Genomic DNA, 13,383 nt, shown 5'->3' with positions numbered 1-13,383 from the left:
TCATGAGAGTTTGGGCCGTGGCCAATCAGAAAGGGGGGGTAGGGAAAACCACGACTTCGGTAGCATTAGCTGGTTTACTGGCGGCCAGCGGTAAGCGTGTCATCATGGTGGATTTAGATCCGCATGGATCAATGACCAGCTACTTTGGTTACGATCCGGATCACCTAGAGTACAGTGTTTTTGACCTGTTTCGGCATGCTCAAACCAGTGTGTCTGATATTAAAGACTTGCTATTGCCCACCAGTCACGAGCAAGCGGCTCTGTTACCTTCGAGTACGGTATTGGCTACCTTAGAGCGCCACTCTCCCAACCAAAATGGCTTAGGTTTGGTCGTTGCACGTAGCTTAGCTCAGCTTTGGGGGGATTATGATCATGCCATTATCGACAGTCCTCCCTTACTAGGGGTGTTGATGGTGAATGCACTGGCGGCTAGCCAGCATTTGGTAATTCCCGTACAGACGGAGTTTCTGGCCCTTAAGGGATTGGAGCGTATGATCAGTACCTTGAATCTTATTAATCATTCAAGGCGACATCAGGCTCTGCCCTATACGGTGGTGCCTACCTTATTTGATCGGCGTACTCAGGCTTCTTTGGGAGCATTGCAAATTCTGCGCGATACTTACCCGCAGCAATTGTGGTCAGGTTTTATTCCCGTTGACACTCGCCTAAGGGATGCCAGTCGCATCGGTGTTATGCCTTCCCAGCAAGACCCCAGTAGTCGAGGTGTACAAGCCTATCGTTTATTGCTGAAATACTTACTGGAATCCAAAACACCCTCGATGGTGGCTTGATAGATGATCTATGTTTTAGTGTGCATCCGTAGATAATTTTTATAGAAGCTGCTGGGCAGTAGTAGCTCCATTAGTGGTAGCTCCATTGAATAATTTGAGCTAGGGGGTATCCATGAGTCGCTCAGTCCCAACTCTAACGCCACCTCAAGAGGTATTGCAGTCTTATCTCAATGACCTGTTGCGGGATGTAAGCCTTGAAACAGATATGCCTGAGCTAACAGACTCTGAGTCTAAAGCTACCAAGGTGGCTGATGAGGCGCTTCAGCATCAGGCTTTGGATATCCCCTGCATTGATGAAAAGTCTCTGTTTACTACAGTCCCGATCTTAGAGGCTAGTTCAGCAGAAAAAATAGGCGCTGAATCAGAGGTTTTGCCACCCTCTATTATTCTGCAAGATCAGGTTATAGCTAAACCACCTGTCCCAGATATACCTGCAGCACGGGTTGAAGAGTCCCTAGACTGGGCTGAAGCCCCTTTTGAGTGTCTATTATTTGAGGTGGCCGGTTTAACTTTGGCTGTGCCGCTGATTACCTTGGGCTCCATTTACTTACTCAATGAAGAGCATCTAACGCCTATTTTTGGCCAGCCAAACTGGTTTATGGGGATACTGTCTTGCCCTGTGGGTAATCTTAAAGTATTAGAGAGTGCGCGCTGGCTAATGGCTGAACGCTATGATGCCCAGTTTCGCCAAGGGTTACGCTATGTGCTGTCGATTCAAGGCTATGATTGGGGACTAGCTGTCCACCAAGTGAATCGCTCAGTACGGATCGACCCTAAGAATGTTAAGTGGCGGGCACAGCGCCAGCAACGTCCTTGGTTGGCGGGTACCGTGGTTGAACACATGTGTGCTTTGGTTGATGTTCGAGCACTGGCAGAGTTAATTGCTTCTGGCTCGCGTTCTATGCAAGCTACCCGCGGTCAGATTAATGATTAAAACGAGAGTTATTGCGCTGGTTCTATAAAAAGGTTGATGTTTCCATGAAAAACTCGATATCTGCCCAAGGTCAAAGTTCTGATGATCCGGTGTTGCAGTGGGTTACATTTCGTTTAGACGATGAAAGCTATGGCGTTAATGTCATGCAAGTGCAGGAGGTTTTGCGCTATACCGAAATTACTCCTGTGCCCGGCGCACCCAGTTATGTTTTAGGTATTATTAACTTGCGCGGTAACGTAGTGACCGTGATTGATACTCGCCAGCGCTTTGGTTTAGATCCTGCGCCTGTGACCGATAATACGCGGATTGTGATTATCGAAGTGGATCGTCAAGTGGTGGGCATTTTGGCTGACAGCGTGGCTGAAGTGGTTTACTTGCGCCAATCTGAAATTGAAACAGCACCCAATGTAGGCAATGAGGAGTCCGCTAAGTTTATTCAGGGTGTATGCAATAAAGGCGGAGAACTGCTGATTTTGGTCGATCTTGAAAAAATGATGACAGATGATGAGTGGTCTGAGCTGGAGAATATCTAACCCATGCTGACCCATTTTGTGCTCTTGGCGGTACTCTGTTACGTCTCGCTAATTGGTTTGTTTTTGTGGCTGTTACGTCAGCACCGCACCCTAGAGCAACGCCAAGAAACTCACCTAGCACATTTGGAGCAGTTGGTTCGAAAGCTGGATGATCGTGCTGAGGCACAACGCATTAGCAGCTTACGCATGGGAGAGGAACTGAAGGCTTTACGCACCACCCTCAGTGTTCAGGCTGAGCGCTTACTGCGTCAGGAACAACGGGATCTGGGAACGGAGCACTCCTTTAGCCAAGCCGCTCGGATGGCTACTATGGGCGCTTCTGTAGAGGAGTTGGTGCGTAGTTGCGGGCTAACTCAAGGGGAGGCCGAATTGATGAGCCGTCTGCAACAATTGCGTGATGCTAATTCAGCTTCTATCAGTGAATAGGTTGGATAGCTGCGTCATAGCGACTTTCTATAACCTGTATTAGTCATAAAGATTTCCACAACACTGATTCCAGACATACAGTAGTGACCTTATTTTGTGGTGTACTCGTTCTCTTCCAATCTTTGGTTGGGATTGATTCTCTGGATGTATCTACGGGTACGGATTAGCAATTAAGTCGCAAAGAAAAGAAAGGAATTAGGTTGTGAAAAAAGTTCCTGTTGTTATTGGCGCTCTGGGTGCCTGTATCGCAGGCTATCTAGCCACGGTGTACGCGGTGAACCACTTTGACCAGCAGTTGAGTGAGCAACGGCTGGCAAAGTTAGATAGCACAAAATTGGATAGTCTTACCCTCAAAGCGTTAACTATCGTTAACGAAAACGGCTGCCGTTATTGCCATACGCAAGATAGCGAAATGCCTTTTTACGCCAATTTCCCCTTGGCTAAGCAACTGATGGAGCATGACGTGAATATGGCCCAGCGCCAATTCAACATCAGTGCTCTGTTGGAGCAAGCTCAAGCGGGTAAGCCGATCTCAGAAGTGGATTTGGCCAAGGTTGAATCCGTTCTGGATGATGCTAGCATGCCCCCAAGTTTGTACCTAAGCATGCACTGGGCTTCGAAGCTCTCGGATGAAGAACGCTCAACCCTGAAAAGCTGGGTGAAAGCCGAGCGTTTGAAACACCATCCCGTAGGCATAGTGAGCGAAGCCTTCAAGTACGAGCCCGTACAACCAATCACCACTACATTCCCGGTAAATGAGGCGAAGGTTGCCTTGGGCAACAAGCTGTACCACGACGCGCGCTTGTCAGGAGATGACAGCGTTTCTTGCGCCAGTTGCCATGCCCTAAATACGGGTGGTGTTGATCGGCTTCCTGTGTCAACAGGGGTTAAGAGTGCTCAAGGCCCGATTAATGCGCCAACCGTTTACAACGCTGTATTTAATATTCATCAGTTCTGGGATGGGCGTGCTCGCGATTTGCAAGAGCAAGCCGGTGGCCCACCCATGAACCCTTTGGAAATGGCTTCTACCTCTTGGGCGCAAATTGTCAGTAAATTGGCTCAAGATCAAAGCTTAAGGGCTGAATTTGCAGCGGTTTATCCTCAAGAAGGTATCACCCAAAACAGCATTACGGATGCGATTGCTGAGTTTGAAAAGACCTTAGTGACTCCAAACAGCCGTTTTGATCTCTACCTGAAAGGAGATGAGCAAGCCATCACGGCGGTTGAAAAAGAAGGCTATGCCCTGTTCAAAGCCACTAAGTGTGATACCTGCCATGTGGGTGAGGCTATGGGTGGCCAGTCTTTCGAGCTGATGGGGGTCAAGAAAGACTACTTTGCGGATCGGGGTAATGTTACCGAAGTGGATCATGGGCGTTATGGCGTGACCAAAGATCCTAAGGATATGTACCGCTTTAAAGTTCCAACCCTGCGTAACGTCGAGCTGACTCCGCCTTATTTCCACGATGCCAACGCTAAGACTTTGGAGGAAGCCGTGGATAAAATGGCGGTCTACCAAGTGGGCGTGAAACTCTCCGAAGCAGACGTGGGTAAAATTGCAGCCTTCTTGCGCACCTTGAACGGTGAGTATCAGGGCGAAATTCTGAAGTAGTCGGTCGCAAACCTGTGTATAGAGCCCTCAAAGCTTAGGCTTTGGGGGTTTTAATAAGGGAATAGGAGGCGCTGAAGTTTCTGTTTCGGTTTTGGTGGGGGCGAATCCCGGGGGATATTTGCCTTTCAAATACCAAGCAAAGGCGATGATTTCGGCAATACAGCGATAGAGGTGTTCTGGGATGCTGTCGCCTAACTCTAGGCGGGCTAATAGCTGAACCAGCTCGGCATTTTCATAGATAGGCACCTGATGTTCGCGGGCAATGGCTAAGATAGCTTCGGCTAATTGTTCATCGCCCTTGGCTGTCAATATGGGGGCTTGATGACCGTCATAGCTGAGTGCAATCGCACGACGTGGTGGGTCGGATGGTGAGTTCATGCTTGTTCGTCAACGAAATAGGCGGCAACTGCCGTATGAGTTTTTCGAGCAGGGGATACTCCCTGATAACAATTTAAGGTGGTTACCGATAAACCTGCGGCCTGTAGTTGTTCCCGTAAATAGCCTAACTCCTGTTGAATGATCTGAGCCGTGGTAGCGCGCTCTGCCCAAAACTGGCTGGAAACCCCTGTAGGCTGTACTACAGTCTGTACCTGTAATGGCCCTAAACTCGGCCAATCAAAGGCTAAGTCAATTTGCCAACGGATGGACATGGGGTTGGGTTTTTCAGGTTTAGGGGAGTGCTCCTCAGGTGTTATGTAGGCTTGTAGGCGTATTTGCAGGACACTGATTTCAGTATCCAAACGCACGGGCAACTCCAGTTGCCAAGTGGTTATCTGTTGTCCCCGCTCATCAGTTTGGTTTTGAGCGAGGCTCGCTAACTGGTGTGTTTGTAAGCGCGCAATGGCGGCGGTGAGCAATCCAATGAGTTGTTCTAACTTGCCCTGAGTTGGGTTAACACGGTATGTCGTTCTGGTTAAGGGAAAATTTAAGGCCACCTGAGCGTTGTCCATGCTTAGTTGTTTGATGAGTTGTTGGGCCTGTTGTGGTAAGGGTACAGCCGCAGAGGTAGAGCCAGAGGATGATTGCGGCAAGGCAGTAGGCAATGTAGGTAACAGACTGTCTTGAGCCTTTAGGTGTTGCAGTAAGCGCAGTAAACCAGCTTTTAAGTCATCCGGGAGGTCATCTGTGATGGCGGCTAGCAGTTGGTTTTCTAGCAATAGGCCGCTGTTACGCAGACTTTGAGCTAGGGATTGAGGTCGGGTCAGTTGCGCCACTTCAGGCAACAGTGCCAGCCACTGCTCAATCAAGGGGCGTAATTTAGGCAAACTGAGCAGGGCTTCTTGCAAATGATCTACCAGAGTCTGTAGTGATGCCTGCTGGTTAAACTGGGTTTTAAGCTGTTGCTCAAGCCGTATTTGATTGAGTTGTTGGTTCAGCGGTAGCCATTGCAAGGCTTGAGGGTTTTTGACCTGAGCACTGATGAGTGTACCAATGGATAGGGGGGACTCCGATTCCACAATCAAAGTTTGAGCACTGGGACTGTGGATCAATTTGACAAGGTGTTGTGTGGTACGAGCTTCAGCCGAGAGTTGCTGAGTAGCAGTCACCCGTCCTTGAAGGACTGTACCGGGAGGCCAGGTTTCGGGGTCTAAGTGTTCCAGCGGTGCTTCTTGAGCCACGAGCTGTGCCTGAAGAGACTGTTGATCCGAACTTAAACTCAGTTGGTATTGAGCACCCAGCAACAAAGGAATTGGGCTTTGCACCCGTACAGATATCTGTTGCCCATTAGCCAAGGACAGATTGAGCAGGGTATTAAATGTGGTTTGTCCTGCTGGCTGAGTATTGGGTCGAGTTTCTATTACTGTAGCTTTAGTGGGTATGGAGATGGAGGCGAGTAGTGTCTCTAAAGAGGTACTCGGGCGCAGGTTAATCAAGCCGAACGCCCTATGAGCTGTGCTGGGTGTTGAGCTCAGTGGGGAGATAGGGAAGGAACCCTTGATGTCGGTCATAGAATGAAAATGCTCTTACAACCTAATAGCTAAGAGACGAGCGGGCTTGAAATCAGCCTATGTATAATCCAAACCCGTGGCGATTTAGCTCAAGCAGGTAACAGATTGGAACAGATCATTCATGCAGGCAAGCCTATAAACGCATGTGAGGTTCCGATCTCCTATGGCTTGAAACTGGACACTTTATCCTGTGAGCGTGATAGCCGCTTATTGTTTGAACATCTGAGCTTAGATTTATCTTCTGGCAGCATGTTGCAAGTAATGGGGCCTAATGGCAGTGGTAAAACCAGTTTGCTGCGTATATTGGCGGGGTTAATGCCACCTTCTGAAGGGGCGGTGCGCTTGGAGTCCAATTCAGGCTCAAGCGTAATGCCACTGAATCAGATGCTGCTATGGATGGGCTATGCCACGGGAATCAAGATGCTGTTGACGGCTGAGGAAAACCTAAGCTGGCTGTGTAGCTTACATCAGCAGCCCCAATCCCAGTCCCAGATTTGGCAGGCGCTGGCCGCCGTGGGCTTGCGAGGCTTTGAGGATGTGCCCTGTTATAGCCTGTCAGCAGGTCAGCAACGACGGGTAGCTTTAGCGCGCTTATACCTTAATCCCCCACCACTATGGATTTTGGATGAGCCTTTTACCGCCTTGGATCCTCAAGGTGTGACGCAGTTGGAGCAGCATTTGGTACGGCATTGTGAGGCGGGTGGCCTAGTGATTTTAACCACACACCATACCTTAACCTTGACTCCTGCTCGCTTTACTACCTTGGCTTTGGGTAGTTAATCCTATGACGAGCATCTTTTTTAGTTTGGTGCAGCGTGAAGCTCGTTTGTTATGTCGTCGCCCAGCAGAGCTGATCAATCCCTTGGTATTTTTCAGCTTAGTGCTGGTGCTGTTTCCGTTGGCGGTAGGCCCAGAGTCTCGTTTACTCCAAAGCATATCGCCCGGATTAATTTGGGTGGCCGCTTTGTTAGCGGTGTTGTTATCGCTGGATGCATTGTTTCGTAGTGACTTTGAAGATGGATCACTGGAGCAGTGGGCGGTGTCATCGCGGGCTTTATCTTGGCTGGTTCTAACAAAGGTATTGGCGCACTGGTTATTTTCAGGCTTGCCTCTGGTTTTGTTATCGCCTCTATTGGCGCTGATGTTGGGGCTGCCGAGTGAGCATATTCCGGTGCTGGTGCTGTCGTTGCTATTGGGTACGCCGGTGCTCAGTTTGTTGGGCGCTGTGGGGGCAGCGTTAACCGTGGGACTAAAGCGGGGCGGGCTGTTGTTGGCTTTGTTGACCCTGCCTTTGTATATCCCAGTTCTGATTTTTGGCAGTGGAGCATTACAGGCTGAGTTACAGGGTTTTTCACCCTTAGGTTATTTACTGTGGTTGGCCAGTTTGACGGTATTGGCGGTGACTTTAACACCCTTTGCCATTGCTGCTGGGTTGCGCATTGGCTTAAGCGAGTAACTATTAGCTGCTTTTAAGGTTCATGCAGGCGAGTGGGATAACAATGAATTGGACATGGTTTCACCGACTCAGTGCTCCTAAGAGCTTTTATGAGGTCAGTGGTCGTTGGTTGCCTTGGTTGACGGGCCTCATGCTGGTCTTAATGCTGACGGGGTTGCTCTGGGCTTTGGTATTTGCTCCGGCGGATTATCAGCAAGGGAATAGTTTTCGCATCATCTATATCCATGTGCCTGCCGCTTTTTTGGCGCAATCTGTTTATCTCATGCTGGCTGTCGCAGGTTTAGTTGGAGTGGTGTGGAAGATTAAGCTGGCAGACGTAGCCTTACAGCAAGCGGCGCCCATAGGTGCTTGGATGTGTGCGCTGGCCCTGATTACGGGGGCCATCTGGGGTAAACCCACTTGGGGGACTTGGTGGGTTTGGGATGCTCGCCTAACCTCTATGCTGATTCTGCTGTTTCTCTATATTGGCATCATCGCTTTGGGACAAGCCATCAGTAATAGAGAAAGCGCCGCCAGAGCCTGTGCCGTATTGGCCATTGTGGGGGTGGTGAACCTTCCCATCATCAAATACTCCGTGGAGTGGTGGAATACCCTGCATCAGCCCGCCACTTTCAAATTGACGGAAAAGCCCAGTATGCCCGCCGAAATGTGGTGGCCATTGCTTATTTTGGTGTTGGCTTTTTACTGTTTTTTTGCCGTGGTGCTACTGATGCGCATGCGCCTAGAGATACTTAAACGTGAAGCCCGCACGAGTTGGGTTCAGGCTGCACTTAAAACCTTAGTGGGGAACAATGCATGAGCTTTGCCTCTTGGGAAGACTTTTTGAGCATGGGGCAGCATGGCCTCTATGTGTGGTCGGCTTTTGGGATCAGTGTGTTGGTACTGGCGTTAAATCTGGCGTTGCCAATGCATGCCCAGCGCCGCTATGTAAAGGATGAAGCCCGCCGTCTGCGTCGCGAGGCTCAGGTATGAATCCTGCGCGTAAAAAACGTCTACTGATTATTTTGTTGATTGTCTTGGGTGTGGGGGCTGCTGTGGGCTTGGCTCTGCTGGCCTTACAACAGAATATCAATCTGTTTTATACCCCAACCCAAATTGCCACTGGCGAAGCCCCTAAGGATACCCGGATTCGGGCCGGTGGCTTGGTGGAGAAGGGCTCATTGGTGCGAGATGCTCAGTCTCTAGCGGTGAGCTTTCGGGTAACGGATGGTCTGCACAGTATCAATATTCAGTACCAAGGTATCTTGCCGGATCTATTCCGTGAGGGGCAGGGTATTGTGGCTTTAGGTCGTCTAAGGGCTCCGGGTTTGCTGATAGCAGACGAGGTATTGGCCAAACATGATGAACAATACATGCCTCCTGAGGTGACTAAAGCCTTGGAGGAAACGGGCATGCTCAAGCATTACGAGAAAAAGGGAGCGACTCCGTGATTCCAGAGCTGGCGAATTTGGCGCTCATTTTGGCGCTCTGTCTGGCGGTAGTACAGGGAACCGTACCCTTAGTGGGGGCTTGGTTAGGCGCTCACCAATGGATGAGATTGGCACGTCCACTGGTTTGGGGCCAAAGTGCTTTAGTCTTGTTTGCGTTTTTGTGCTTGGCGTTTGCGTTTTTGAGTGATGACTTTTCAGTGGCCTATGTGGCCCATAACTCTAATACGGCCTTGCCTTGGTATTACAAGTTCAGCGCGGTGTGGGCTGCCCATGAGGGCTCATTGTTACTTTGGGCTTTGACGCTCAGTGGCTGGAGTGTGGCGGTATCTCTGGGCTCACGCCAATTACCCGAAGAAGTGTTAGCGCGTGTATTAGCGGTAATGGGCTTGATCAGCGTGGGGTTTTTACTGTTTTTGCTGCACACCTCAAATCCTTTTGAACGCCTATTGCCCTATTCACCTGATAATGGCCGCGATTTAAATCCTTTATTGCAGGACTTTGGCCTGATTGTGCATCCACCCATGCTGTATATGGGCTATGTAGGCTTTTCGGTAGCCTTTGCCTTTGCCATCGCTGCCTTACTCGGTGGAAGATTGGATGCTGCTTGGGCACGTTGGTCTCGTCCTTGGACACTGGTTGCTTGGTGCTTTTTAGGCGTAGGCATCGTATTGGGGTCTTGGTGGGCCTATTACGAACTGGGTTGGGGCGGCTGGTGGTTTTGGGATCCAGTCGAAAATGCCTCCTTGATGCCTTGGTTGGTCGGAACGGCATTGCTGCATTCCTTAGCGGTGACAGAAAAGCGTGGTGTGTTTAAAAGCTGGACGGTGTTATTAGCCGTAGCTGCGTTTTCGCTCAGCTTGTTAGGTACTTTCTTAGTCCGTTCTGGGGTGCTCACCTCAGTACATGCTTTTGCCACTGATCCAGAGCGCGGCACCTTTATTCTGGTGTTCTTGCTGATAGTAGTGGGCAGCTCCTTAGCTCTATTTGCCATCCGAGCCCCCGTAGTAGCCAGTCAGGTGCGTTTTGGACTTTGGTCGCGGGAAACCCTGTTATTGGTTAACAACCTACTCTTGGTAGTTTCTACGGCCACTATTTTGCTGGGTACTTTGTATCCCTTGCTGCTGGATGCACTCACGGGAGCCAAGCTTTCCGTGGGACCACCCTATTTTAATGCCTTGTTTTTACCCTTAATGGCGGTGCTGCTATTTAGCTTAACGGTAGGGGTTCTGGTGCGCTGGAAAGAAACCCCTTGGCCTTGGTTGCGCCAAATGCTCTGGCCTATCGGCTTGGGTGCATTGGTGTTAGGCGGTGGTTTGGAGCTTATGCGAGAGTCTTTCCATTGGGGTTCGCTGCTGGTTTATCTATTGGCGGCTTGGGTGGTGTTAGGTGTTGTGCGGGAGCTGTTGGATAAGCTACGCCATACAGGGTTTTGGGGCGTGTTTCGTTTGCCTCTGAGCTATTGGGGAATGCACTTATCGCATTTGGGGTTAGTGGTCTGTGCCTTGGGGATTGTGCTGAGCAGCCAAGAATCCGTAGAGCGCGATTTACGTATGGCTCCTACTGAGCAGGTGAGCTTAGGTGGTTACCGTTTCGTCTTTGAAGGAACCCAAAGTATTCAAGGGCCAAACTATCGCTCAGAGCGCGCCACCCTAAGTGTTTTGGATGATCAAGGTGAGCTGATTACCCGACTGTATCCAGAGAAGCGCCTTTACCTCGTGCAACAAATGCCCATGACTGAGGCTGGTATTGATGCGGGTTTTACCCGTGACCTCTATGTTGCCTTAGGCGAGCCCTTGGGCGATGGGGCTTGGGCGGTACGCATTCATATTAAACCCTTTATCCGCTGGATTTGGTTGGGGGGCTTAATCATTGCGCTGGGTGGCTTATTGGCCGCCTTGGATGCTCGTTATCGGCGTGTTTTTAAAACTCCAAAGCTAACCGCCTCAGAACCTGCACCTCAAGGAGCTTAAACGCATGAAACGGCTTGTCTTGCTGGTGCCCTTGGTCGCCTTTTTACTCTTAACCTTGTTTTTATACCGAGGACTTTTTTTAAAGCCCGAAGAATTACCCTCTGCTCTGATTGGTAAGCCTATACCGGCTTTTTCCCTGCCCGCAGTAGAAGGGCAGAGCCTAATTACCGACAAAGATTTATTAGGTCGTCCGGCTTTGCTGAATGTCTGGGCCACTTGGTGTGTCGCTTGTAGGGTGGAGCACCCTGTACTGAATCGTCTGGCAGCCCAAGGCGTACTGATTTATGGGGTTAACTATAAAGACGACAACGCTATGGCCCGTCAGTGGTTAGCAGACTTTTTAAATCCTTATCGCCTCAATATTCAGGATGCTGAAGGGCGCTTAGGCTTTGATTTAGGTGTGTATGGGGCACCAGAAACCTTTTTGCTCGACAAAAACGGCATCATTCGGCACAAGTTTGTAGGCGTAATCACCGATCAAGTATGGCGTGAGCAGTTAGCGCCTTTGTATCAGGAGTTGCAGGGCGAATGAAGCGGCTGATTGCAATCACTCTATTACTGTGGGTCAGTGTGGGTTGGGCAGCCATTGATACCTACGAGTTTTCCACCGATGCCGAGCGTGCCCGCTATCGAGTATTGGTGGAAGAGCTGCGCTGTCCCAAATGCCAAAATCAAAATATTGCTGACTCCAATGCGCCCATTGCGATGGACTTACGTCAGGAGATTTACCGCCTGATTCAAGAAGGCCAAACGGATGAGCAAATCATTGAGTATCTGGTAGCGCGTTATGGGGACTTTGTGCGCTACAACCCACCCTTGAGTTTTAACACTCTCTTGCTGTGGTTTGGGCCTTTGTTCTTGTTGCTCGGAGGGGTGGTTGGGGTGCGCTGGATGGTGCGGCAGCGGCAACAAAAAACGGATACTTCGGCACTACCTCTGACTGATGCAGAGCATCAGCGGTTGGCTTCTTTATTGGAGCGTAAAAAGCATGATTGATTTCTGGATCGCTGCCACGCCCTTATTGTTACTGGCTTCAGCCTGCATCTTGATTCCGGTATGGCGCAGTAAAGTATCCCAAACCACTCACTCTGATCGTACGGCCCTGAATGTCGAACTTTATCAAGAGCGCTTGGCTACTTTATCAGCTCAGCAAGCGGCGGGTGTGTTGTCCGGCGCGCAATGGGAGCAAGCGCGTACAGAGGCGGCACGAGAGTTGTTAGCCGATACGGATGCAGTTGCAGCAACCGCAGTCTCCAACTCAGCCTTTAAGCCTTTGGGGAAAGGGTTGTTGGTATTGTTGGCGATTTTGATTCCTCTGGCTGCGGTTTATCTGTATCAACACTGGGGGAGTCAAGCCAAGCTGGCACTAACTCGCGAGATGGCAACACCTCCTGCTAATGCTGATGAATTGATTGATCGGCTACAGCGCGCCACTCAACTACAACCCGAGGCCGGTGGCATTTGGTACAGCTTGGGTCGTGCTTACATGGATCAAGATAAGCCAGTGCAGGCCACTGCTGCTTTTGAGCGCGCGATTCAAGTGACGGGCCGTCAGCCAGAGTTATTAGGGCAATGGCTTCAGGCGCGTTATTTCTCTCCGGGACGCACTTGGTCTGAAGAAATGCAACAGACGGCTGAAGAGGTATTACGGGCTGATCCCAAGGAGTTAACGACCTTAGGGTTGCTAGGAGCTGTTGCATTTGAAGCCAAGCGTTTTCAAGATGCGGTGTATTTTTGGACACGGATGGAAGTCTTACTGCCGGAGCAGAATCCATCACGGGCTGCTATTTTAGGTGGCATTGCTCGGGCTAAAGCAGAACTGCAACACCAAAGTTCCACAGGCGGCGCTCAGACTGTAGGCATTCGAGTAACAGTAGATGTCACCCCTGAAGTACGGGCTCAAGCCAAGCCGGAAGACAGTGTATTCATATTTGCCAAGGCTTCGGGTGCCCAATTACCTATGCCAATGCCCCTAGCGGTTAAACGTCTCACCCTAGCGGACTTGCCCGCTGAGGTGGTATTAAGTGATGCCGATGCCATGTTGCCTCAGTTGCGGCTGTCAGGGTTTGAAAAAGTTATCTTAGTCGCTCGTATCTCCCGTTCAGGAAATGCTTTACAGGGTGATTGGGCGGTAGAAACTTCGGAATTATCGCTTAATAAAGGTTCAAAGCTGACGCAGCATTTATTGATTGAACAGTCTAGGGCAGCCTCTAATTAAGGACACTTAATTAGAGGAAACAAATAGACTAACCTTGATAAATACATGCGTTAATTTGAGTTTTATC

Annotated in this window: 16 protein-coding genes; 14 read left to right on the top strand and 2 right to left on the bottom strand. The window is 50.0% G+C overall.

Going from position 1 to position 13,383, the window contains the following annotated elements:
- The first annotated feature begins 2 nt into the window (after window positions 1-2).
- From LX59_RS09285 to LX59_RS09265, 5 genes are all read left to right on the top strand, one after another.
- On the top strand, window positions 3-791 hold the full coding sequence (locus LX59_RS09285) for a ParA family protein (RefSeq protein ID WP_144571583.1): 789 nt from the start codon (window positions 3-5) through the stop codon (window positions 789-791).
- Between the two features lie 112 nt (window positions 792-903).
- Window positions 904-1,725, top strand: a complete 822-nt coding sequence (locus tag LX59_RS09280; protein WP_144571582.1) for a chemotaxis protein CheW — start codon at window positions 904-906, stop codon at window positions 1,723-1,725.
- Window positions 1,726-1,769: 44 nt separating this feature from the next.
- Window positions 1,770-2,258 carry a chemotaxis protein CheW gene (locus LX59_RS09275; RefSeq protein WP_144571581.1) on the top strand — a complete coding sequence of 163 codons (489 nt, stop codon included), beginning with the start codon at window positions 1,770-1,772 and terminating at the stop codon, window positions 2,256-2,258.
- 3 nt (window positions 2,259-2,261) lie between these two features.
- Window positions 2,262-2,684, top strand: a complete 423-nt coding sequence (locus tag LX59_RS09270) for a DUF2802 domain-containing protein (protein WP_144571580.1) — start codon at window positions 2,262-2,264, stop codon at window positions 2,682-2,684.
- 202 nt (window positions 2,685-2,886) lie between these two features.
- Entirely contained in the window at window positions 2,887-4,293 is a 1,407-nt protein-coding gene (locus LX59_RS09265) for a cytochrome c peroxidase (protein WP_144571579.1), read from the top strand.
- 27 nt (window positions 4,294-4,320) lie between these two features.
- Here the strand turns inward: LX59_RS09265 and LX59_RS09260 are convergent, their stop codons facing one another.
- Window positions 4,321-4,671 (bottom strand): EscU/YscU/HrcU family type III secretion system export apparatus switch protein, encoded by a 351-nt coding sequence (locus LX59_RS09260; RefSeq protein WP_144571578.1) that lies wholly within the window; start codon window positions 4,669-4,671, stop codon window positions 4,321-4,323.
- On the bottom strand, window positions 4,668-6,242 hold the full coding sequence (gene fliK, locus LX59_RS09255) for a flagellar hook-length control protein FliK (protein ID WP_144571577.1): 1,575 nt from the start codon (window positions 6,240-6,242) through the stop codon (window positions 4,668-4,670). Before fliK ends, LX59_RS09260 begins: the two co-directional genes overlap by 4 nt.
- A gap of 156 nt (window positions 6,243-6,398) precedes the next feature.
- On the opposite strand from fliK, the gene ccmA reads away from it, so the two are divergent.
- From ccmA to ccmI, 9 genes are read left to right on the top strand one after another with little or no spacing between them, the layout of a single operon-like run.
- On the top strand, window positions 6,399-7,022 hold the full coding sequence (gene ccmA, locus LX59_RS09250; RefSeq protein WP_144571710.1) for a cytochrome c biogenesis heme-transporting ATPase CcmA: 624 nt from the start codon (window positions 6,399-6,401) through the stop codon (window positions 7,020-7,022).
- A 4-nt stretch (window positions 7,023-7,026) separates the two neighbouring features.
- Complete coding sequence (gene ccmB, locus LX59_RS09245) at window positions 7,027-7,698, top strand: heme exporter protein CcmB (protein ID WP_144571576.1); 672 nt, start codon at window positions 7,027-7,029, stop codon at window positions 7,696-7,698.
- Between the two features lie 43 nt (window positions 7,699-7,741).
- The gene (locus LX59_RS09240) at window positions 7,742-8,497 is read left to right on the top strand and encodes a heme ABC transporter permease (RefSeq protein WP_144571575.1); all 756 of its coding nucleotides are present in this window, start codon (window positions 7,742-7,744) and stop codon (window positions 8,495-8,497) included.
- Entirely contained in the window at window positions 8,494-8,670 is a 177-nt protein-coding gene (gene ccmD, locus LX59_RS09235; protein ID WP_144571574.1) for a heme exporter protein CcmD, read from the top strand. The genes LX59_RS09240 and ccmD overlap by 4 nt, the downstream gene beginning before the upstream one ends.
- Window positions 8,667-9,128 (top strand): cytochrome c maturation protein CcmE, encoded by a 462-nt coding sequence (ccmE, locus tag LX59_RS09230; RefSeq protein WP_144571573.1) that lies wholly within the window; start codon window positions 8,667-8,669, stop codon window positions 9,126-9,128. The genes ccmD and ccmE overlap by 4 nt, the downstream gene beginning before the upstream one ends.
- Complete coding sequence (locus tag LX59_RS09225) at window positions 9,125-11,098, top strand: heme lyase CcmF/NrfE family subunit (RefSeq protein WP_144571572.1); 1,974 nt, start codon at window positions 9,125-9,127, stop codon at window positions 11,096-11,098. Before ccmE ends, LX59_RS09225 begins: the two co-directional genes overlap by 4 nt.
- Before the next feature lie 4 nt (window positions 11,099-11,102).
- Window positions 11,103-11,630, top strand: coding sequence for a DsbE family thiol:disulfide interchange protein (locus LX59_RS09220; RefSeq protein WP_144571571.1), 528 nt, complete (start codon window positions 11,103-11,105; stop codon window positions 11,628-11,630).
- Window positions 11,627-12,094 carry a cytochrome c-type biogenesis protein gene (locus LX59_RS09215; protein WP_144571570.1) on the top strand — a complete coding sequence of 156 codons (468 nt, stop codon included), beginning with the start codon at window positions 11,627-11,629 and terminating at the stop codon, window positions 12,092-12,094. The genes LX59_RS09220 and LX59_RS09215 overlap by 4 nt, the downstream gene beginning before the upstream one ends.
- Complete coding sequence (gene ccmI, locus LX59_RS09210) at window positions 12,087-13,316, top strand: c-type cytochrome biogenesis protein CcmI (RefSeq protein ID WP_144571569.1); 1,230 nt, start codon at window positions 12,087-12,089, stop codon at window positions 13,314-13,316. Before LX59_RS09215 ends, ccmI begins: the two co-directional genes overlap by 8 nt.
- Window positions 13,317-13,383: the final 67 nt, after the last annotated feature.

It is taken from the genome of Azomonas agilis (assembly GCF_007830255.1).
Lineage (GTDB): Bacteria > Pseudomonadota > Gammaproteobacteria > Pseudomonadales > Pseudomonadaceae > Azomonas > Azomonas agilis.
This window is presented reverse-complemented; position numbering and strand designations above follow the sequence as displayed.

Bases quoted from the DNA above. Each gene is read 5' to 3' on its own strand.
- LX59_RS09285 (WP_144571583.1), top strand. From the start codon at position 3: ATGAGAGTTTGGGCCGTGGCCAATCAGAAAGGGGGGGTAGGGAAAACC.
- LX59_RS09280 (WP_144571582.1), top strand. From the start codon at position 904: ATGAGTCGCTCAGTCCCAACTCTAACGCCACCTCAAGAGGTATTGCAG.
- LX59_RS09275 (WP_144571581.1), top strand. From the start codon at position 1,770: ATGAAAAACTCGATATCTGCCCAAGGTCAAAGTTCTGATGATCCGGTG.
- LX59_RS09270 (WP_144571580.1), top strand. From the start codon at position 2,262: ATGCTGACCCATTTTGTGCTCTTGGCGGTACTCTGTTACGTCTCGCTA.
- LX59_RS09260 (WP_144571578.1), bottom strand. From the start codon at position 4,671: ATGAACTCACCATCCGACCCACCACGTCGTGCGATTGCACTCAGCTAT.
- fliK (WP_144571577.1), bottom strand. From the start codon at position 6,242: ATGACCGACATCAAGGGTTCCTTCCCTATCTCCCCACTGAGCTCAACA.
- ccmB (WP_144571576.1), top strand. From the start codon at position 7,027: ATGACGAGCATCTTTTTTAGTTTGGTGCAGCGTGAAGCTCGTTTGTTA.
- LX59_RS09240 (WP_144571575.1), top strand. From the start codon at position 7,742: ATGAATTGGACATGGTTTCACCGACTCAGTGCTCCTAAGAGCTTTTAT.
- ccmD (WP_144571574.1), top strand. From the start codon at position 8,494: ATGAGCTTTGCCTCTTGGGAAGACTTTTTGAGCATGGGGCAGCATGGC.
- ccmE (WP_144571573.1), top strand. From the start codon at position 8,667: ATGAATCCTGCGCGTAAAAAACGTCTACTGATTATTTTGTTGATTGTC.
- LX59_RS09220 (WP_144571571.1), top strand. From the start codon at position 11,103: ATGAAACGGCTTGTCTTGCTGGTGCCCTTGGTCGCCTTTTTACTCTTA.
- LX59_RS09215 (WP_144571570.1), top strand. From the start codon at position 11,627: ATGAAGCGGCTGATTGCAATCACTCTATTACTGTGGGTCAGTGTGGGT.
- ccmI (WP_144571569.1), top strand. From the start codon at position 12,087: ATGATTGATTTCTGGATCGCTGCCACGCCCTTATTGTTACTGGCTTCA.